This window comes from Chitinophaga deserti (assembly GCF_003149455.1).
In the GTDB taxonomy this organism is placed as follows: domain Bacteria; phylum Bacteroidota; class Bacteroidia; order Chitinophagales; family Chitinophagaceae; genus Chitinophaga; species Chitinophaga deserti.
In genome coordinates, this window is the sequence record NZ_QFFK01000004.1 from 250,859 (window position 1) to 271,861 (window position 21,003).

The 21,003-nt window shown below is 50.8% G+C and carries 17 protein-coding genes; 8 read left to right on the forward strand and 9 right to left on the reverse strand.

All coding sequences use genetic code 11. The annotated features are described in order from the left end of the window. Nucleotides 1-90 precede the first annotated feature (90 nt). Both DEV76_RS10765 and gloA2 read left to right on the forward strand, forming a co-directional pair. Complete coding sequence (locus tag DEV76_RS10765; protein WP_109697908.1) at nucleotides 91-2,031, forward strand: lectin-like domain-containing protein; 1,941 nt, start codon at nucleotides 91-93, stop codon at nucleotides 2,029-2,031. 17 nt (nucleotides 2,032-2,048) lie between these two features. Continuing rightward, the gene (gene gloA2 / locus DEV76_RS10770) at nucleotides 2,049-2,438 is read left to right on the forward strand and encodes an SMU1112c/YaeR family gloxylase I-like metalloprotein (RefSeq protein WP_109697909.1); all 390 of its coding nucleotides are present in this window, start codon (nucleotides 2,049-2,051) and stop codon (nucleotides 2,436-2,438) included. Between the two features lie 6 nt (nucleotides 2,439-2,444). Here gloA2 and DEV76_RS10775 read toward each other — a convergent pair whose 3' ends face one another. The 3 genes from DEV76_RS10775 to DEV76_RS10785 form a co-directional block, all read right to left on the reverse strand. Beyond that, entirely contained in the window at nucleotides 2,445-3,812 is a 1,368-nt protein-coding gene (locus DEV76_RS10775) for a Gfo/Idh/MocA family oxidoreductase (RefSeq protein WP_109697910.1), read from the reverse strand. Between the two features lie 170 nt (nucleotides 3,813-3,982). Beyond that, nucleotides 3,983-5,794 carry a RagB/SusD family nutrient uptake outer membrane protein gene (locus tag DEV76_RS10780; RefSeq protein WP_109697911.1) on the reverse strand — a complete coding sequence of 604 codons (1,812 nt, stop codon included), beginning with the start codon at nucleotides 5,792-5,794 and terminating at the stop codon, nucleotides 3,983-3,985. Nucleotides 5,795-5,814: 20 nt separating this feature from the next. Beyond that, on the reverse strand, nucleotides 5,815-8,958 hold the full coding sequence (locus DEV76_RS10785) for a SusC/RagA family TonB-linked outer membrane protein (RefSeq protein ID WP_109697912.1): 3,144 nt from the start codon (nucleotides 8,956-8,958) through the stop codon (nucleotides 5,815-5,817). A gap of 235 nt (nucleotides 8,959-9,193) precedes the next feature. Here DEV76_RS10785 and DEV76_RS10790 point away from each other — a divergent pair, with 235 nt between their 5' ends. Genes DEV76_RS10790 through DEV76_RS10800 form a run of 3 tightly spaced genes read left to right on the forward strand, consistent with a single transcriptional unit; the run spans nucleotide 9,194 to nucleotide 11,512 of the window. Beyond that, on the forward strand, nucleotides 9,194-10,204 hold the full coding sequence (locus DEV76_RS10790) for a LacI family DNA-binding transcriptional regulator (protein ID WP_109697913.1): 1,011 nt from the start codon (nucleotides 9,194-9,196) through the stop codon (nucleotides 10,202-10,204). Between the two features lie 13 nt (nucleotides 10,205-10,217). Beyond that, nucleotides 10,218-10,931, forward strand: coding sequence for an EcsC family protein (locus DEV76_RS10795; RefSeq protein ID WP_109697914.1), 714 nt, complete (start codon nucleotides 10,218-10,220; stop codon nucleotides 10,929-10,931). 23 nt (nucleotides 10,932-10,954) lie between these two features. Then, entirely contained in the window at nucleotides 10,955-11,512 is a 558-nt protein-coding gene (locus DEV76_RS10800; RefSeq protein WP_157962827.1) for a hypothetical protein, read from the forward strand. A 5-nt stretch (nucleotides 11,513-11,517) separates the two neighbouring features. Here DEV76_RS10800 and DEV76_RS10805 read toward each other — a convergent pair whose 3' ends face one another. After that, nucleotides 11,518-11,931 (reverse strand): YybH family protein, encoded by a 414-nt coding sequence (locus DEV76_RS10805; protein ID WP_109697916.1) that lies wholly within the window; start codon nucleotides 11,929-11,931, stop codon nucleotides 11,518-11,520. Between the two features lie 582 nt (nucleotides 11,932-12,513). On the opposite strand from DEV76_RS10805, the gene DEV76_RS10810 reads away from it, so the two are divergent. Further along, the gene (locus tag DEV76_RS10810) at nucleotides 12,514-13,095 is read left to right on the forward strand and encodes a YdeI/OmpD-associated family protein (protein WP_109697917.1); all 582 of its coding nucleotides are present in this window, start codon (nucleotides 12,514-12,516) and stop codon (nucleotides 13,093-13,095) included. A 485-nt stretch (nucleotides 13,096-13,580) separates the two neighbouring features. Here the strand turns inward: DEV76_RS10810 and DEV76_RS10815 are convergent, their stop codons facing one another. Both DEV76_RS10815 and DEV76_RS10820 read right to left on the reverse strand, forming a co-directional pair. Further along, complete coding sequence (locus DEV76_RS10815) at nucleotides 13,581-13,967, reverse strand: hypothetical protein (RefSeq protein WP_109697918.1); 387 nt, start codon at nucleotides 13,965-13,967, stop codon at nucleotides 13,581-13,583. 34 nt (nucleotides 13,968-14,001) lie between these two features. Further along, a complete protein-coding gene (locus DEV76_RS10820; protein WP_109697919.1) occupies nucleotides 14,002-14,250 on the reverse strand; it encodes a hypothetical protein in 249 nt (82 codons plus the stop codon). Nucleotides 14,251-14,441: 191 nt separating this feature from the next. Here DEV76_RS10820 and DEV76_RS10825 point away from each other — a divergent pair, with 191 nt between their 5' ends. Beyond that, on the forward strand, nucleotides 14,442-16,577 hold the full coding sequence (locus DEV76_RS10825) for a type IA DNA topoisomerase (RefSeq protein WP_109697920.1): 2,136 nt from the start codon (nucleotides 14,442-14,444) through the stop codon (nucleotides 16,575-16,577). A 78-nt stretch (nucleotides 16,578-16,655) separates the two neighbouring features. Then, nucleotides 16,656-17,654 carry a PorP/SprF family type IX secretion system membrane protein gene (locus DEV76_RS10830; protein ID WP_109697921.1) on the forward strand — a complete coding sequence of 333 codons (999 nt, stop codon included), beginning with the start codon at nucleotides 16,656-16,658 and terminating at the stop codon, nucleotides 17,652-17,654. A 39-nt stretch (nucleotides 17,655-17,693) separates the two neighbouring features. Here the strand turns inward: DEV76_RS10830 and DEV76_RS10835 are convergent, their stop codons facing one another. The 3 genes from DEV76_RS10835 to DEV76_RS10845 form a co-directional block, all read right to left on the reverse strand. After that, the gene (locus tag DEV76_RS10835) at nucleotides 17,694-18,569 is read right to left on the reverse strand and encodes an MBL fold metallo-hydrolase (RefSeq protein ID WP_109697922.1); all 876 of its coding nucleotides are present in this window, start codon (nucleotides 18,567-18,569) and stop codon (nucleotides 17,694-17,696) included. Between the two features lie 46 nt (nucleotides 18,570-18,615). Beyond that, nucleotides 18,616-19,689, reverse strand: coding sequence for a baeRF3 domain-containing protein (locus DEV76_RS10840; RefSeq protein WP_157962828.1), 1,074 nt, complete (start codon nucleotides 19,687-19,689; stop codon nucleotides 18,616-18,618). A gap of 63 nt (nucleotides 19,690-19,752) precedes the next feature. Next, entirely contained in the window at nucleotides 19,753-21,000 is a 1,248-nt protein-coding gene (locus DEV76_RS10845; protein ID WP_109697924.1) for a glutamate-5-semialdehyde dehydrogenase, read from the reverse strand. Nucleotides 21,001-21,003: the final 3 nt, after the last annotated feature.

A 21,003-nucleotide genomic window follows, 5' to 3' on the forward strand; every position in this document is an offset into this window, starting at 1 on the left:
AAACCAGTAAATTATGGCCGGTTTTGCATCTTTAGCAGGATACCGCATATATTTTTAACTATCTTGTTTTTCTATCGCCGACTTTCTGTCATGAAGAGTGCCATCAGCCTTATTTCCTGTCTGCTTCTTGCGTTGGTTCCCGCACTGGCACAAATCCAGCAGCCTTACATCCTGAACGGCTCCGCTACCCAGCAGAGCTGTAACTGCTATGTGCTTACGCCCGACCAGCTGCAATCCAGCGGCTCTGTGTGGAATAAGAACAAGATCAGCCTGCGGCAGTCTTTCGATTATACATTTGAAGTTAATCTCGGATGTAAAGATCAGAGCGGGGCGGATGGTATTGGTTTCATCCTGCAAACGAAGGGTACCAACCTTGGCGGCATCGGGCAGGGTATGGGGTTTAAGGGGATCAGTCCTTCCGTGGGCATCCTGATAGATACCTGGCATAACAGCGGCGAAAACGATCCTGCATTCGATCACCTGTCTATCCAGATAAACGGTGTGTCTGACCATCATCAGCCGGAAAACCTCGCGGGGCCTGTGCAGCTGATAAATGGACAGGATAATATAGAAGATTGTAAGTGGCACCTGTTCCGCATCCGCTGGAATGCCACCACGCACCAGCTCGATGTATGGGTGGATGGTGCACTTCGGGCTACCACGGTGAAGGACCTGGTGGGAGAGGTGTTCGGAAACGACCCCATGGTGTTCTGGGGATTTGCCGGAGCCACCGCCGGAGCATCCAACCTGCAGCAATTCTGTGCTGCCCTGCATCCCGATTTTCAGTTCGATAACGGGCAGATACTGTGCGATGGCACACCCGTTACTTTCAGGGATAATTCCAGCACATTCGGGACTATTACAAGATGGTACTGGGATCTGGGGGATGGTACTATTTCCAGGGACCCTTTGCCGCCGGCGCATCTGTATGCAAAAGCCGGATTGTATGATGTGAAAATGGTGATTGAAGACAATAGTGGATGTATTTCCGATACCCTGAAAAACACCGTAACGATAGGGTCGTATCCGGTACCCGCCTTCTCCCCGGGGAAGCTGTGCCTGGAAGACGTATTGCAGCTCAGGAATGAAACGGTTATCGGAGTAGGATCTCCCGGTAGCTGGACCTGGGATTTCGGCGGCGGGAAAACCAGCAGCGCTAAGAACCCTGTGGCGCCATATACGGTTCCCGGTACGTATCCCGTGAAGCTGGATGTGGTGAGCCTCGAAGGTTGTGCAGCCAGCATCACGCAGAACGTTACCATTCATCCTTTCCCCACTATTGCCGCCACAGCTGCGCATGCATGTATAGGAGAACAAACGATCCTGCGGGCCGAAAACCTGACACCGGCTATTCCCATGGCAGGGTGGGCCTGGGAAATACATAACCATGATACCCTTGTCAGGAAGAATACTTCTTACCAGTTTACACAAAGAGGCAAATATCCCATTACGGTGCAGGCCGTCTCCACAGAAGGATGTAACGCGCCGCCGGTACTGCTGGAGGCAGTGGTAACGGATATCGGGCTGGAAGCAGGGCGCGATACCACTATTGCCCGTGGGCAGCCCCTGCAGCTGCATGCCATTACCAACGGCGATAACCTGACTTACCAATGGTGGCCTAACGTGGCGCTGAGTGATGCATCGTCTCCGCAAACGATCGCCGTGCCGGATAAAGATCAGTTATACCGGCTTACCGTACGCTCGCCGGAAGGTTGTGTGCAGGAAGATGCGCTGATGGTAAAAGTATATTCCGGCCCTGAATTCTACGTGCCTACCGCCTTTACACCGAATAACGACGGGGTGAACGACCGCTTCCGTGTCATTGCCCCGGGCATTCCGCAGTTATCCTTTGTACGGGTGTGGGACCGCTGGGGAAGGATCGTGTTTGAAACACGCGCCCTCTCAGACCCGTGGAACGGGGAAGTGAACGGGAAACCCGCTGCTGCGGGAACGTATGTGTGGATGGTGGAGGGAACGGATTATACCGGCAGGAAATTCAGCCGGCAGGGAACAGTAACCCTCATCCGCTGATTCCTTATTTTTGCAGCATGTTGCAACTGAAAGCTATTCACCATATCGCAATCATCTGTTCGGATTACGAACGCTCCAAACGATTTTATACTGACCTGCTCGGGTTTACCGTAGTCGCGGAGCATTACCGCGCAGCACGCGATTCCTGGAAGCTGGATCTCGCTTTAAACGGCACTTACACCATCGAGCTTTTTTCCTTTCCTGATCCGCCGCTACGTGTGTCCTCGCCGGAAGCGAGGGGGCTTCGCCATCTGGCATTTGCGGTAAGTGATGTACATGCCGCTGCAGCGCACCTGGCCGCAAATGGTGTTACCTGCGAGCCGGTACGTACAGATGAGTTTACCGGTAAACAATTCACTTTCTTCTCCGACCCCGATGGTTTGCCGCTGGAGTTCTACGAAGCCTGATGGGTATTAACCCAGCAATGCCGCAGGGTGCTTCCAAGGGCCGCGGTAGGGGCGCTGGAGTAAGCGGGTGGCTTCCCGGTCGTTCACGATAATCCTTTTGGATGGATCGTATACCACCGGGCGGCCGGTTTGCATGGAGATGTTTGCAAGGATGCAGCTGGCGGTACTGATATGCCCGTCTTCAATATCTGCTACCGGTCTTCCCTTACTGGTAATGGCTTCTAGGAAGTTCAGCATATGAAGGCGCGTGGCAGGGGCGGCATTCAGCTCTATGCCTTTTTCATTCACATCTTCAGGGTACTTCTCTTTTTCAAATACCACATCTTTGTGGATGGGTTCTCCCTTGCCTTGCGGGGTGAAGTCGTAAGACATGGTGCTGGCTCTAAGGGTGCCTTTCTCCCCATATAACGTAAATGCCCAGGGGTATTTGGGATCTGCAGGCGTGCCCCAGGTGCGGTGCTGCCAGGTACAGTTGAGTCCGTCGTATTCAAAAATGGCGGTCTGCGTATCCGCGATATTGGATTTGCCTTCTTTCTGCACATAGATGCCTCCGGTAGAACTGATGCGTGTCGGCCAGCCCAGTGCCAGCATCCAGCGCACGGTGTCAAACATATGAATGCACATGTCGCCCATGATGCCATTGCCATATTCCATGAAAGTACGCCACCAACGGGTATGGGGCATACCATCAAAAGGGCGCATCGGGGCAGGGCCCGTCCACATCTCATAATCGAAATATTCCGGAACGGACTGTACAGGTGGGTTTCCGTTGGCACGCATATGATAGTAACAACACATTTCCACATGGGAGATCTTCCCCAGTAATCCGGCATCAACAATATTCTTTTTCGCATCTATCAGGTGCGGGGTGCTTTTGCGCTGGGTGCCTACCTGAACCACTTTCCCATATTTCCTTGCTGCGGCAACCATGGCTTCACCTTCCAGTACATCCACACTAATGGGTTTTTGCACGTATACATTAGCGCCGGAGCGTACTGCTTCAATGGCCTGCAGGGCATGCCAGTGATCAGGTGTACCTATGAGCACGATGTCCATTTCCTGTTCGCTGAGCATTTTGCGGTAATCGCGGTAGAGGCGGGGTGTTTTACGGGAGGGCTGGCGTTGGGCTACGAGGGTGGCGGCTTCCTTCAGCAGTTGTTCATCCGCATCACAGAGTGCCACTACTTCAACGGGGGCTACCTGTATGAGGCGGAAGAGATCGCTTTTGCCGTACCAGCCTGTGCCGATGAGGCCTACGCGGTAGGGCTTGGATGGGTTCACAACATCGAGTCCGTATGCACCCAGTGCAGAAAGCGCAAGGGTTGCGGTAGCGCCTTTGAGGAAGTGGCGGCGGTTAATATGGAAAGTGGTCATTACGTGGAATTTGAGATTGATGTCCTTAAAAATAATTAATTGCGGGTTGGAATGCAAGTAAAGGAGATTCGGTTGGTGATCCCGTAAAAAAATAAGCGGTCACCGTAACCGGCAACCGCTGTTCTTTAATTGTGCTAAAGGGGATCGTATATGCTAATCATCAATCATTGCTAATCTACTTTATCCTTCGCCGGTTCATTCCGCTCAAAACCTGTGTAACCCTTGTTCTGGTTGATGACACCGGTGGTATTCGCCTGTATGGAACGCGCAGGTACCGGCCAAAGCACGTGGTACGGGCTGATCGTGTATTTATCTCCATGGTTCGTTACGATACCAAGGCGGTAAAATGAGTTCCTTTCCATAATGCGGTCGTAGAAGAAGTTATCATCCGAGAAGCGGTCCATCGAGTAAGACTTTCCATTGTAAGCAGGTTGCCCTGTTCTGGCGAAGATCAGTGAAATGCGTGTCAGCTCTGTCTTGCGAGGCTCTTCGAAGTAGAGTTCCCGGGCACGTTCATCGAGGATGGTGCCGATGGTTACCGTGCCTGCGAATGGAGCACATCCGGCGCGGGTGCGTACCTGGTTAAGATCATCCGCGGCAAGGCCCAGCTGACCTTTCCAGTAATAGGCCTCCGCACGGAGCAGGTAGGTTTCCGCAAGGCGGAAGATGTACCAGTCGCTATGACCGCCCTGCATGGGAGAGTTTTCCGTATCAGGGATAAAGATCTTGTAATGAGGCCATCCAAACCAGCAGCGGATGGTATCGGTGCAAAGCATACCGCCTGAGCTGTTGAACAGTTGCAGGGGCTTCATATAATACGGATCGTTTTTCTTCTTCAGTTCAGGATCGTTGTACACGAGGTCTTCCATGTTCATCCAGTTGCCCTTGGCATGCCGGAGGTCGTTGGGGTCGTCCCAGATCTCGTACAGGCTGTAAGGTGTAGGCCTGCACCGACCGATGCCGCGGCCATAGAGGTTGCTCTGTACAAACTCCGGACTGGTATTATCGTTGGTGCCTTTCAGGCCGGAAGGAGTGTTGATGTTAGAGCCCCAGAAAGGTACTGCCTGCCGCATGATGCGCATGCCGCCATCGAATCCGCCATCTCCGAACCTGTCTATTACGAGGAAAAGGCCTTCTTTGTTTTCTCCCAGCGATTTATTCTCCGGCCGGTGCAGATCCCAGATCACATTCTTTTTAGTGGAACCAAAAGGCTGGCGCATGAGTGCATAAGCTCCCCCGTTGATGATTGCGGAGGAGGATGCAATGGCATCGTCAAACTTCCCGAGTGCAAGGTTTACCTTGGTAAGGAGGTGCAGCACGGCTCCTTTGGTTACTTCGCCCCGGTTCACATTGTCGCTCACCCATCCTTTGGCGGAGTCAAGGTTTTCTTTAATATAATTCAGGATCACGTCGCGCTTCACGGAATAGAAATCCGTGCGGGGCACGTTTACTTCCTTCATGGGTGCGGGAACATCGCCAAACTGCATGGTGAGGCGGTAATAGCGGAGGGCGCGGTGGAAGTAGGCGGCACCTAATATGGCATTGCGTTCGGCTGTGCTGGCATAGGTGGCATTGTCGATACGGGAAATAACGGTATTGGCGTATTTAATCCCTTTGTATCCCTCGTTCCAGTAATGATAAATACGGGCGCGGTCGGCACTATTCTCATTGGCGCCATCGGGGGTGATGAGGAGGTTGAGATCCTGTGGCGGGCCTGATTTATCGGTAACACCTTCCACAGCAACTTCTGAGAAAAGCATTTCTGTAAGGATGGGCGGGTTATCGCCGTAATATTCGATACGGGCGTTGCGGGCACAGGCTACAAGCGCAGCACGCATAGCATTGGCATCTATGAACGTTTCATCCGGCTCGTAGAAGGAGAGCGGTTTGGGTGTGAGCCAGTCTTTGTTACATGCCGGCGTAATGGTCACGGAAGCGGTCAGCGCAGCCAGCAGTGATATATGAGAAAGGTTTTTACGCATGATGATAAAGTTTTACCGGTTTAGAATGTGGCATTGATGCCGAGCGTGTAGTTCCTGGCGGGTGGGGTATTGCCATATTCCGCATCCCAGAACATCCAGTTGGGCTGGTAAACGGCGGCATTGGCCACGTTGGCGTACACTTTGAAGGTGCCGATACCTGCCCGTTGTAACAGGGAGGATGGTACCGTGTAGGCGAGGGCTACCGTACTCAGGCGGATGAAGGATGCCTTGCGGTAGTTGGTGAACGATAAGCTGCCGTTGTTCGAGAACAGGCGGGCATGATCATCGATCTGGTTTTCGGGCGTCCAGTATGGGATCACGTAAGAGTTCTGACGGTCAATGAAACCGGTGTTGTTCTTGGCCTGATTGTAAGGTTCCATCTGGCCCCAGTTGCTGTACAGCATGAAAGAGAGGTCGAAGTTCTTGTAGGTGAATTCGTTGCGGAGCGTCCACTGGAAGCGGGGAGCGCGGTAACCGATAAACTGGCGGTCGTCGTCTGTAAACTTACCATCGCCGTTGGTATCCTGTAATTTGAAGTCTCCGGGCTTAACACCATACTTTGCAGCTTCTGCAGCTTCTGATGTTTTCCATACACCGAGTACTTTCATATCCCATACCTCATCGATCTCACGGCCAATAAACCAGCGGTTGGCGCGATCGTCCAGCTCCTTGTAAGTAACATTGCCGTCTTTATCACGTACGGGCATCGGGCCGTAGAGGCTTACGATCTTGTTGCGGTTCAGGGTAAAGTTGAGGGTGGTATTCCACTGGAAGTCGTTCTGTTTGATGTTCACACTGGTAAGCCCGAATTCAAATCCTTTTACCTGTACTTCCCCGAGGTTATCGATCAGGCTGGTGTAGCCCGTTACGTCAGACACGATGCGATTGATGAGCAGGTCGGTAGTAATGCGTTTGAATACATCGATGGAACCAGACAGCCGGGATTTGAACAGGCTGAAATCGAGCCCTACGTTGTAGGAAGCAGTTTTCTCCCACTTTAATTCCGGGTTGGGCATACGGTTGCCATACAGCTGCGTTACGATCACGGTGTTGCCGTTGGGCATGATGTACTGGTATTTGCCGGTGGTAAGATCGCCCAGCGTCTGGTAGCGGCCGATATCACGGTTACCGTTCACGCCCCAGGTGAGCCGGAGCTTACCATAATCGAGCCACGGCAGGTCCATGAAGGATTCTTTGGTGAATACCCAGCCCAGCGCTATAGCAGGGAAGTTTGCCCTGGGGTTACGGACACCGAAAGCGGAGTAACCGTCGCGGCGTAAAGATGCTGTGAGGAGGTATTTCTGTTTGTAGCTGTAGTTAATACGTCCCATGAGTGCATCGCCCGTTGCCAGGGAATCGAAGCTGCTGATAATGGGTTTGATGCCGGAACTGATATCGTGCCATCCGAGGTTATCGTTGGGTGCAAAGCCTTCATTCTCCATCTGGTTGCGCCAGCTCTGGTATTTCTCGCTGTTGTAGAGGAAGGTGACATCGAAGTCATGATCCCCGAAAGACTTGTTCCAGCGGAGGATATTATCGAGCTGCCAGTTGTAAAAGTTTTCCTGGCGGCGCACGGCATACCCTTTACGTGCGGCATACCTGAAATCCTTCGCCATATTGTGGTTGAAGTAGCGGTTCCATTCGAAGTTGGGCGTGAAGTTCACTTGGTAGGAGAAACCCCATCCCAGGTCGCCTTTGGCATAGAGGCTTCCAAACAGTGTGTTGTATTTCTGCTGGCGGTCGGTATATACATTGTTGAGGAAAGGATTGGTATTATTGCCCACATCATCATTGGGGCTGTCGCGGAGTGTAACGCCGTCGTCTTTATACTTCTGTCCCCATGGCGATGCATTGATCATCTGGCCCCAGTCTACGGGTACCTGGCTCTCATCGCGGTCGGCAAATTGCATATTCACGCCTACAGTAGCCCATTTGGCAGCCTGTGCTTCTACATTGATGCGGGTACGGAATGTCTTGAATTTATCGCCTACGATCACGCCTTCGTTATTGGTGTAGCCTGCGGAGATGTAGTAGGATATAGCATCTTTTTTGCCGCTGATGCTCACCGTATGATCATGCCGCATGCCGCGGTGGAACATCTGGTCGTACCAGTTGGTTTCATTGCCTGATTTGTAATTGCGTACTTCGAGGGAGAGGAGTTTCAGGCGGTTGAGCCATATGTCTATAGAATCTCCTTTTGCACCATCATAAGCTTTCCATTGGTCGATGGTGATGCTGGAAGGCAATGTACGAGGGTCGTCGAAGCGGTAAGGCTGTGCATTGGCGTTCATGCTTTTAAGCACATCGGTACGCCATTTCACGAAGCCGGCGCCATCATAGAGCGGCTGGTTCATGGCGAGGGTAGCCATGCCGATATTACTGTTGAGGGTAATGGTAGGTTTTGCTTTCGTGCCTTTTTTGGTGGTGATGAGGACCACGCCCTTGGCGGATTTGGCGCCAAATACCGCAGCAGAGCTGGCATCTTTCATCACATCGATGGTCTGTATATCATTTGGGTTGATATCGCTCAAAGCACCGGGGTAAATCACACCATCTACCACCAATAGCGGTGCGTAGCCTGCATTGAGTGAGGAGCGGCCGCGTACTACGAGATCGCCGCCACCTTTTGCGGAATTGGAGGAGGTGACAGACAGGCCGGGAATATTACCTCGCAGCGCATCCTGTACGCTGGCGGGGTTTTCATTTTCCAGTTTGTCTACTTTTACCTGTGCTACCGCACCGGTAACATCTGACTTTTTGCGGGTGCCATAACCCACTACCACCAGCTGATCGAGCTCAGTGGCGTTGTCTTTGAGGATGATGTTCCAGCTGGTGGTGGAAGCTACGGGAGCTTTGAAAGACTGGTACCCGATGAAGCTGAAAACCAGCACGGCATTTTCAGGTACGTCTTTGAGGCTGAACCGGCCTTCTGCATCGGAGGTGGTGCCTTTGGAGGTGCCTTCCAATGCAATTGTTACGCCGGGAAGTGCGCGGCCAGACTGGTCTTTAACGGTTCCGCTCACATCTTTATTGAAGCGGGCGTGGTTTTTGGAATCGGTTGCATGCATGCCGCTGGCAACAGGAGTTCCGGCTGATAACGCGAGTAGCAGGGCGCAGCAAGCCGGGGAGGGCCAATAAAGGCTCCTTCCGATACGCATTGTCATGGTAGATCAGAATTAAAGATTTAGAAATGGTAGTATCGACGTGTTAGTGTTAAATGTTCTGTGGAATCCTAATTAGAGTGGCGGGTAACTAATACCAGTTTTTAACGTGAAAAATAAATTACCGTAAACGTGATTTTTCAATGTTCTTTTACCAAATTAGTATTTGCAATCGATTTAACTTTACATGAAGGGTGAAAAAAATCTATTACAACGTTTGAAATCGTTTTTTTGAATTATGAAAAGGGGCGTAACGATCAAAGATATCGCGAGGAAATTGAATATGTCGGTATCGACGGTTTCAAAAGCATTGAATAACGATGCCACTATCAGCAGCTATACCAGTGAACGGGTGAAAGCGCTGGCCAGGGAGCTGAACTATGTTCCCAATGAAGCTGCGCGGCATTTTAAGCTGAACCGCACGTTTACACTGGGGCTTATATTGCCGGATATCCTCGATCAATACTATGCTTTCGCGGCAAATGGCGTGGAAGCAGGAGCGGAAGAGAAGGGATATCATGTAATGCTGGCGCAGTCGCGGGAAGATGAGCAGAAAGAAGAGCGCATTATCGATCTTATGATCCGCAACCGGGTGGATGGGGTGGTAGCCGCTATTTCCAAAACACGGACGGATATGGCGCCTTATCAGAAGTTGTTGTCCATAGGGATACCCGTGGTTTGTATAGGCCGGGAACCTGCTGCACCGCAATTTGATTTCGTATCGAGCGATAATATAGAAGGCGGCCGGCTGGCTACTGATTTCCTGATCAGCCAGGGCCACCGACATATTGCACACCTCCGCGGACCGGAAGGGATGCGTACAGGAGAGGCGCGTTACCAGGGTTACCTCCTTGCGCTGGAACAGCATGGTATCCCCCTGCGGGAGGAACTCGTGGAAGAAGTGGATTTTACGCGTGAGAACACCGATGCTGCACTGGCACGTATGCTGGCACTGGAAACACCACCTACGGCAGTATTCGCTTTTAAAAATTACGTAGCGCTGGATGGCATTGCTTACTTAAAGAAGTATCATCCGCATCTTGTGGATAAAATGGCTTTTACCGGCTTTGGCAACCTGCCCATTCTCAGCTATCTCGATCATAAACCTGTGGCTTCCATTGAGGAAGGGTCCAGAGAAATGGGACTGGAAGCCGTAAGACAGTTATTTTCACGGATCAGCGAAACGGAAGGTGAGGCACCTTCGGCCAGGTGCATTCAGCTGCCCTGTAAGCTGGTGATACACACTTAACCCAAATCATACTATGTTATACGAACTGCAGGCCCGCGCCGAAATGGAATCCTGGAAAGTCCGCATGCGGAAAGCTCCGGGTGTCATGCAGCGCCTGTCTAAAACCCTGCAGGTACGCATTAACCGCATTATCCCTGAAAAGGTGCATAATGCCATTACGGTTACCATTAAGCAAATGGTGCGCGGAGTGCTGTATGGTTCGTCTTATACGGTGCCTGATAAACAGGAATACCCTTCATTTGCAGATATGGAGACGGCAGTGCGGAAGCGGGTTGATTTTTATAAACATACGGCTGCCGCAGAAGGTGGGGTAACCGGTGCGGGAGGGATATTGCTTGGACTGGCGGACTTTCCCATCCTGCTGTCAATGAAACTGAAGCTGCTGTTCGACATAGCCACAATGTACGGTTACAATGTGAAAGATTACCGGGAGCGGCTGTATATCCTGCATATTTTCCAGCTGGCGTTTAGCAGTCAGGATCACCGCCGGCGGGTGTTCGCACGTATGGAGGACTGGGACCTGCAGGTGGCGGCTTTACCAGAGCAGGAAGAATCATTCGACTGGCGCACCTTCCAGCAGGAGTACCGGGATTACCTCGACATTGCTAAGATGGCACAGCTCATGCCGGTGATTGGCGCTGCAGTAGGGGTCGTGGTGAACTACCGGCTGGTTACCAAACTGGGAGAAGCCGCCATGAATGCATACCGGATGCGGTTGCTGCGGTAACTACTGAAAATGTATCCTTATTCATGAAAATACATCTCATACGTTTAACTATCGTTCTTTTACTGGCGGCCTGTCAACAGCCGGAAGCGCCTGCTGAGGAGCCATCATTATATTCAGAAGAGCAGGTGACTGCTTTCAAATATTGGCTGAAAGCTACGCTATCGAGGCTGGATGTGCAGGATGGGGTCACCTATACAGTAGGGGATGATTCCCTGAACCTGAGCATCCGCTGGCCGGTGGATACTATGGTAACCAGCGACCGGTGGGCCGATTTGCCAAAGCTGTCGGCTATATTAACCATGCTGGAGGAATATGAGGAATATCCCACACCTCCTTTCAGGATCAGGTATATTTATCTGAATACATATGTCATTTCCCCGGTTGCTCACCTCTTATATGAGGAAACCGATGAATTGGAGAATATGATTGTTACAACACGTGATACGAGTATCGAATACAGTTACATTCGTGGCCGGTTTTCGGAAAAGATAACGAAGGTTCCGCAGGCTGGGGGAGATACGTTGATTCGCCGCACCCACTTTCTTTGGGAAGGTAACAGGCTGATTAAAAAGGATTACTGATTTAATTAAGGCTGCAGGTTGAGAGATGCTTTGCCGTTGGATGTATCGAATGGAACAGAGCTATGGGCGTGAGTAATGATCCATTGACCGGCCCGGAGGGTGTAACAGACGGTTTCCCGCCACCACATATCAAGTTTTCCTGCCTGATGGGTTTGGGCAACAATGTGGTTGAGGGTAGCGCACCAGGCAGTGTTGTTTTCCTCACCTGCATGCAATACCCTGATTTCAAAATCAATGATCGTGGCCAGCGTTCCGAACCACTCCTGTAACCGGCTCCTGACAGCATCCAATCCATAGTGCTGTAATGGCTGTACCACATCGAAAACGATTACCTGTGGATGATAAAAGGCAATAACGGATTCTGTGTCACGGGATTTTACAGCCTGTTCCCTGGCTTTGATGGCTTGTATGAGCTCCATGTTTGAGGTGATGGTGTGCTGGATACCCTCAAATATCTTTCCAAACCTATAATGGGGCAACTGTGGTTTCCGGACTTTGAAAGATGTATTGCATAAGAAAGCATTATATACGGTTGGTCAATAGAAGCTCTCTGACTGTTAGTGCCAAGACACTGATGGTCTATTTAAGCTCTTTGGTCAGAGCGGATGGTGTGCAGGTCTAACATTAATAGGGGGGGACTGTTCCCTGCCTATGAGGATGTTTAATTTCAGGCACGATAATCTGTAGGTGGGCAATGGGCAGATCCCTGACTGCTGTTTCCAAAAGCTTTGAATGTGTAATTAAGCTCTTGGGTCAGAGTGGATGCAGAGTAGGCCAAGCATTACAAGGGATACCTGTGGTGCTTGGCTTTGAGGTTGTTTTACATCAGAAACAATTACCAGCGTGGGGTGATAAAGTGTAACAGCGTAGCCCTGACCGGCTCTCTTTCTAAAATAATCAGAAAAATATTTGCGTAGTTAAATAGCTACATGTATATTTGTAGTCAAGTAACTACTTATTAGCAACCTGACTATTTGTAACTCATCCTAAAAACACACTGTATGAATTCCCAGATCGATAAGTACATCAGCAGAAATCCGCAATGGGAGAAAGAATTGGTAAAGCTGCGGAAGATAATCCTGGATTGCCATCTGAACGAGGAATTGAAATGGGGCGTGCCCTGTTATACGTATGAGGATAGTAACATCGTTTTGATGCATACTTTCAAGGATTATTGCGCATTGTTGTTTCACAAAGGCGTATTGTTGAAAGACCCTGAAGGTATTTTGATTCAGCAAACAGAGAACGTACAGTCTGCCCGGCAGGTGCGGTTCACAAAAGTTGCTGATATAACGAAGCTGGAGAAAGTGTTGAAAGCCTATATTTTTGAAGCTATTGAATTAGAAGAATCCGGCGCTAAGGTACCTTTCAAGAAAACTGCGGAGTTTAAAATGCCGGATGAATTCAAAAACAGGCTGGAGGCTGATGCTGAATTGAAAGATGCTTTTGAAGCCTTAACTCCGGGCCGCCAGCGCGGATATCTGTTACATTTCTCTGCCGCCAAACAATCCAAAACACGTGAATCGAGGATCGATAAGTATATTCCGTGGATCATGGAAGGGAAAGGACTGAATGATGAGTAGGCTCCCTATCCGCGCCGTCTCTTATTTTCAATGCCAATATAGCCGTCAGGATCGGCAGTATCATACTCAGTAATGCCATTTACCGTGGATGCTGCTATGTAAAGTGCTGAATGATGAGTAGGCTAATCATTCTTGCTGTCCCTTATTTTCAATGCCAGTATATCCGTCAGGATCGGCAGTATCAGATTCAGTAATACCATTTACCGTGGATCATTGAAGGCAAAGGGCTGAATGATGAGTAGGCTAATCATTCGTGCTGTCCCTTATTTTCAATGCCAGTATATCCGTCAGGATCGGCAGTATCAGATTCGGTAATGCCATTTACCGTGGATCATTGAAGGCAAAGGGCGGAATGATGAGAAGTCTACCCGTCCGAGCGGTCTCTTATTTTCAATGCCAATATAGCCGTCAGGATAGGCAGCATCAGATTCAGTAATACCATTTACCGTGGATGCTGGAAGGTAATGGGCTGAATGGTGAGTAGGCTAACCTTCTGTGCTGTCTCTTATTTTCAATGCCAATATTGCCGTCAGGATAGGCAGCATCAGATTCAGTAATACCATCTGGCAAAGATTCAGGAAGAATTCCCGCAACTCTTTCTTTTCTTCCTTCATTAACGCATAAAGTTCCAGTTGCTCCTTCCAGCTAAATGTATCTGTGTGGCCGGGACTCCTTGTATCGTCAGATGGCCTTCGGAATGGCAGTTGCAAATTGCGAACATTTGCATCAAAATCTTTTACAGTAAGAATGGTTCCTATTCCGGTAATAGCAACGAATATTATCATAAGCCCCAATGCAATTAACCGGAACCGGTGTTTCTGTTGTGCCGATGATCGCGTAAGGGCAGAAGGGTTTTCCAAACCAATGGACATACTATAAACTTACTTCGGTTACATAAAAAATGAGTTAGACTGGTGAAGCAACCGGTTTAATGCGCCTGATGGTTTTAGCATATTCCAGTGACGGGGCAAGTATCTCACGCGCCCGGTCGGCTTCTACATCAAGAGCTACAATGATTCTGCCATTAATGACTTCATTTAACGCCCATTCCAGTAAGGCAATCGCTTCCGCGCCCAGATCGGTGGTGTTCCTTAAATTAGATTTTCTCAGCAACTCTTTTATATAAGCCCGGTCGTAGCAAACACAGATTTCCATAATTACTGTTTTGGTGATTAATATTCCTGCCTAATCTAAGTCTTAATCCAATTCAAAAAATTATTTACCGCTTATTCAGCCTGTTCATTTTTCAAAATGGTATATACTTCATACATGCATAAATTTTCTGTTCCGTTCCCTGCAATTCCTCTTTGATTAATTCCCCCTTTTCACCGAAATTCGCGCCAGATATGAAAGTCTGTATTGCGGAAAAACCGAGTGTTGCACGCGACATCGCAGAAGTGCTGGGCGCCAAATCCCGGAAAGATGGGTATTATGAAGGAAACGGGTTCCAGGTTACCTGGACCTTCGGGCACTTCTGTACCCTCAAAGAACCGCACGACTATTCCCCGCACTGGAAATACTGGTCACTGTCCGATCTGCCCATCATCCCCAATCAGTTCGGCATCAAGCTGATCGAGAATGCCGGGGTGCAGAAGCAGTTCCGTGTTATAGAAACCCTCGTTCAGGCATGTGAAGAGGTGATCAACTGTGGTGACGCCGGGCAGGAAGGGGAACTCATCCAGCGCTGGGTGCTGCTTAAAGCCAAATGCACCGCTCCCGTAAAGCGCTTATGGATTTCGTCGCTCACAGAAGAAGCTATCCGCAATGGCTTCCAGTCCCTCAAAGATGCCGCCCAGTACGATAACCTGTATGCTGCCGGAAGCGCCCGTGCCATAGGAGACTGGCTGCTGGGTATGAATGCCACGCGCCTCTTCACCAAAAAGTTCGCACAGGGTAAAGCTGTACTCTCTATCGGCCGTGTGCAAACACCCACCCTTGCCATGATCGTGGCACGGCAAAAGGAAATCAACGCCTTCGTATCTGCAGAATACTGGGAACTCAAAACCATCTATAAGAAAGTAGAGTTCACGGCTGCCATCGACCGTATCGTGCAGGTGGAACGTGCCGAGAAAGGACTGCTTTACCTCAAGGAACACCCTTTCGAAATCACCTCTTTCGAGAAAAAGGAAGGAAAAGAAGGCAACCCGCGCCTGTTCGACCTCACAGCCCTCCAGGTAGAAGCCAATAAGAAATACGCCTATTCGGCAGATGATACCCTGCGTTATATACAGAGCCTCTACGAGAAGAAACTGGTAACTTACCCCAGGGTAGATACCACCTACCTCTCGGAAGACCTCCATCCCAAGATCGCCGGTATCCTCAAAGACCTTACGCCATACGCTGCCCTCGTGGCGCCGCTGCTGGAAAAGCCCATCCCGAAGCTTAAATCAGTATTCGATGATAAGAAGGTAACGGATCACCATGCCATCATCCCCACTGGTATGTACCCGGAAAACCTGCACCTGGATGAAAAGCGCATATACGACCTCGTGGCCCGCCGGTTCATAGCAGCCTTTTACCCGGAATGTAAAATCTCCAACACCACGGTGCTGGGGAAGGTAGGACAGGTGGAATTTAAAGCCACCGGTAAGCAGATACTGGAGCCGGGCTGGAAAGAAGTATATGCCAACGATGCTCCCGCTCCCAAAGATGGTGATGAGCCTGCGGAAGAAGGGGAGAAGATCCTTCCTGTATTCGAAGTGGGGGAGAGCGGTCCGCATACACCCCGGGTACATAAAGGGAAAACCTCACCTCCCAAGCCCTATACGGAGGCTACGCTGCTCCGTGCCATGGAAACCGCCGGTAAACAGGTGGAAGACGAGGAGATGCGCGAAGCCCTGAAGGATAACGGCATCGGCCGGCCGTCTACACGCGCCAACATCATCGAAACACTCTTCCGCCGCAAATACATCGAGAAAAAGAAGAAGAACATCTTTGCCACGCAAACTGGTATGGATCTTATCGATACTATTGAGAACGAGCTGCTCAAAAGCCCCGAACTCACCGGTACCTGGGAGCGTAAACTGCGCCTCATGGAAAAGGGGGAATATGCCATGGATACTTTCCGGCAGGAGCTTACAGACATGGTGATTGCTCTTATCCGTGATGTGAAGAACAACACGGGCAAGTCCATTTCCATTGCTTCGGAAGCACCGCCCCAGAAAGAGAAGGATAAAGATGCCGCCCCTCCCAAGCCAAGGGCACCTAAAAAAGCCGCAGACCCCACTGCCGCAGTTTGCCCCAAATGCAAGGCCCATCCCGTTAAGAAAGGTAACACCGCCTACGGATGTGCCAACTTTGCTGCCTGCGGCTTCAAGGTTCCTTTTGAAGCTTTCGGGAAAAAACTCTCCGACAAGCAGCTGGAAGATCTCCTTACCAAAGGTAAAACCGGTAAAATCAAAGGTCTTGCCACGCCACAGGGAGAGCAGGAGGGCCGCATAGCGCTCGACGAACAGTTTAACCTCATCATCCAGGCTTCCTGATTATTTTTACAACCATCTGCGAATCTGCGTGTTATAGAGTAGTGAGCCGGTAAGCCCGGCTGCCTAAAATCGCTATGTATGGCAAAACACTACCCTGTTTGCTTGTTATTTTTAGCCATCCTCCTATGTGAAAAGGCCCAGGCACAGCAAGATGTGCAGTTCAGCCAGTATGTATTCAATATGTTGAACGTAAATACCGCCTACGCAGGCTACCGGGGAGGCACCAGCTTTAACGCTATTTACCGGCGCCAGTGGGAAGGGGTTCCCGGTGCGCCTAAAACAATGGGTGCTTCCATCGACTGGCTGACCCCTGCCGCGGAAGACAGAATGGCGCTGAGCGCTAACTTCCTCCACGAAGAATTAGGCCCGCAAAAAACCACTTCTTTTAATGTTGGGTATGCCTACCGCATCCCGCTGGATGAGTCCGGCGCCAAACGCCTTTGTTTTGGCATCGGCGGGGGCTTTACGCAATACCGGCTCGATGGTACTGTTCTAACCTATGTGGATGAACATGACAACAGCATCCCTGTTGCCAATGCCTCCCACCTGGAGCCGGATGCCAACTTCGGTGTGTTTTATTACACCCCCACCTGGTATGCCACGGCTTCCATCAATAACCTCCTGCAAACTACGGGCGTTAAAGGCTTTAACTGGAACGATGATTACTTCCGTACCCTTGAGCGCAAACCCCACCTGTATCTGGGTGCAGGTACCGTACTCAGCCTGGCGGAAAACTTCAAACTGAAGCCTTCCTTTCTCTGGAAAGATGATTTCAAAGGCCCAAGCAACGTAGATCTTTCCTGTTTCCTGCTGATCCATGATCTGGTATGGATAGGAGGCTCTTACCGTACAGGCGTGAGGATTTGGGATGCTTCCGGTAAGGACATGGACCTCACCAACCGGGATGCTGCTTCTGCCATGGTAGAGTTCATGGCTGCCAAATGGCTCAGGGTTGGTTATGCATATGATTTCACGACGAGCGGGCTCAGGAATTATCAATCCGGCTCGCACGAAGTTTCCATCAGTCTGTTCATGCCTAAAAAAGGCAATAGAGAAGTAAGTCCAAGATATTTTTAATGGGTTAGCTGGTTACCATGCAAACTGTTGCCGGTCTGTTCAGAACAAGGTTGTCTGGATAGGCCGGTTTTTTTGTTTGGAAGCTTTCAGCAGGGAAGGAGCAGGGAGTTGCACCTGTTGCTGCGGAACAGGAAGGAGTTTAGGAACCGGAGCTTCCGACGGATTGATATGGAATACCGGTGTTTCCGCATAGCGGCCTGCCACCACGATCTCGGTGCCATTGGCATGCCGGGTAAAAAGGGAATGTACAAGTTCGGGATCGTTATTATCCTGCGAGAGGTGAGACAGCAGCACATGGCTCAGGTGCCTGGTGCGGTGCTTCAGAAATACTTCAAGGGCTTCATTATTGGAAAGGTGGCCATGGCCGCCCCTGATCCTGTTTTTCAGGAAGATGGGATACCGCCCTTTGTCGAGCATTTCCGCATCGTAATTAGTTTCCAGGAAAGCGGCATGGCACATGGAGAAATGATGTGCCAGTTCACCACAGGGCCGTCCGATATCGGTAAACACTCCCACCCGGGCCTGTCCGCATGAAATAAGGAAGCTGTGCGGGTCTGCCGCATCATGGTACTTGACGAATGGCTTAATCTGCAGGCTGCCTATTTCAATAGGTTCCGCGGCGGAAAATGTTTTCCCTGCCAGCTGCATACCACTGTGGCGGAGGGTAGCTTCGGTGATATATACAGGAAGATTGTGCTTTTTACTCAATACGGGTATTCCGCGGATGTGATCCACATGCTCGTGGGATACGATGATGGCTTTTACTTTTCCCATATCCAGCCCCAGCCGCTCCATACGGCGCTCCGTTTCTTTACAGGAGATACCTGCATCCACCAGCACAGCCTCCTGGCTGTTGCCGATGTAATAACAGTTTCCGTTACTGCCTGAATTGAGGGATGTGAAATAAAGCGACATGCTTTGCAAAGAAAACGAATTCAGTGCAAATCACCCGCGTTTTGATTCAATAGCGTGTCAGCAGGGCAATGTCGCCCAGTTGGCGGAGAGCCGGCTGGTCCGTGAAGTATACACGCCCTTTCTTGTCCACCACTTCCCAGGCGATGTCGTTCACGATATCATCGTTAATCCCCGGTACGGTGGCATCCTGCGCAAATTCAAACCCCTGGCGGGTAATGCCGATAGGCTGGCTGAAGTCGTTTTTAACCATGAGCAGCTCTCCCCGGCCTTCTCTGGCGGCGCGGTAAATCTCCTGCATATCGGTCAGCACCTTGCCACTGGGGATGCCTGCCAGTAATTCGTCTATGGCAGCAGCGCGGCGGGCTTTCTGCAGATCCTTCACAACCGGCCATGCCTTATCCGACAAATAATGGATATCGGCCTTTCCCGCGTCTATGGTGAAATGTCCGGAATATATCAGTGGCTGGTCTGCTACTTCCAGCAGATAATCGAAATTCTCCCGGGTGGAAGCTACGATGATCTCCAGCGGATGAACGGACTGTACGGCTATCATGGACTTATCCACCTTATTCAGGAATTCACGTACCTGGTTATCGATCTTCTTTGAATCGCTGCGCGCCTGGCGGTCGGTGATATAGTGCGGGTTTTCGCGGAAGGGGAAGCCATGGAGCGAGACTTCGCCATAGATACGGTCGTTCAGTGCTTCGTACAGTTCTACGCCCGACTGGCTGAGGTGGAGGATGTAATAGTCTTCGGAGCGGTTGTAGGCTTTGATAATATCGCGGAGGGCAAATTCTTTGTCGAGGTACACTTTATTTTCCACAGGCGGCCACATGGTTCGCACGAATTCTGCTGTGTTGGCAGAAACGAATACATACAATCCGAAATCATTGAGGCGGTTATCGATCTGTGACTCGATGGAGTGGAGGTTTTTCAGCAGCAGTTCCACGCTGCGGCGGTCATACTCTTTCAGCAGCCGGCTTTCCGCTTCGTTGATCAGGTTCTTCAGCAGGATGGCGTCCTGTTGATTGTCGGGGTGTGTGCGGTGGGTTTTCAGGGCAATGGAAATACATGGCCCTTCCTGGTGTTGTGCCAGTTTATGCATTTGCTCTTTTAACATGGGAATTCGGATTGTTCTGAAGGAGAACAACCTATCCATACATTTTGTTCGTGCGGTCAGGGATCAGCGGGTTTGACCGTCGCCTGTAACGATCCATTTCTCTGTTACGAGCTTTTCGAGGGCAAAGGGCCCGCGGGCATGGAGCTTCTGGGTAGATATGCCGATTTCAGCGCCCAGTCCGAATACCCCACCGTCAGTAAACCTCGTGGAGGCATTAACGTATACAGCGGCAGCGTCTACTTCCTGCTGGAAGCGTTCACCCAGCGCCGTGTTTTGGGTAAGGATGGCTTCGGAGTGTTTGCTGGAGTATTTACGGATATGGGAAAGTGCTGTTTCAGGACCGTCCACCGTTTTCACGGAGCACTTAAAGTCGAGGAACTCACGCCCGAAATCGGCTTCAGTGGCATGCTGCAGATGCGGATATCCGGCTTTCGCGAGGATGGGATATGCATTTTCATCCGCGAAGATCTCAACGGCGTAAGCGGCCAGTGATGGTGCCAGCAGGGGGAGGAACTGTGCTGCGACGGATTGGTCAACTATCACAGTGTCCAGCGCATTGCATACCGACGGGCGGCTTACTTTGGCATTGGTGACGATCTTAGCGGCCTTTTCGAGGTCGGCAGTGCCTTCCACATAAGTATGGCAAACGCCTGCGCCGGTTTCGATCACCGGTACGCGGGAGTGCTGGCGCACGAAATCGATCAGTGACTGGGAGCCGCGGGGGATGATAATGTCTACAAATTGAACGGCCGTGAGCAGCTCGGTTACGAGGGCACGGTCGGTGGGCAGTAATACCACGGCGTCTGCATCCACTGCATTGGCTTCGAGCGCCCGGCGGATGAGGGATACGAGGATGGTATTGGTATAGAAAGCGTCTGTTCCGCCACGGAGTACGGCGGCGTTGCCGGAGCGGATGCAGAGCGCTGCCACATCTACCGTTACATTGGGGCGCGATTCATAAATAACACCCACCACACCCAGCGGGGCGGTTACCTTACGTACGAGTAACCCGTTTTCCAGCACTTTTTCTGACAGCAGTTGCCCGGATGGGTCTGGCAGCAAAGCAATGTCGTTCAGGCTGCCGGCGAGGTCGGCGATACGTGCTTCGTTGAGCAGCAGGCGGTCTTTCCGGGGATCACCATCCGGCATCTGGTCGAGATCCTTTTTGTTCTCTTCCATAATGGCGGTGGCATTTTCCAGCAGGAGAGCGCCAATTCTGTGCAGGATGGACTGTTTTACAGTATCACCGGCAGATTTAACGGAGCGGGAAGCCTGTTGTGCTTTTTCGAGCAGGGGTATGATGGTGGACATAAT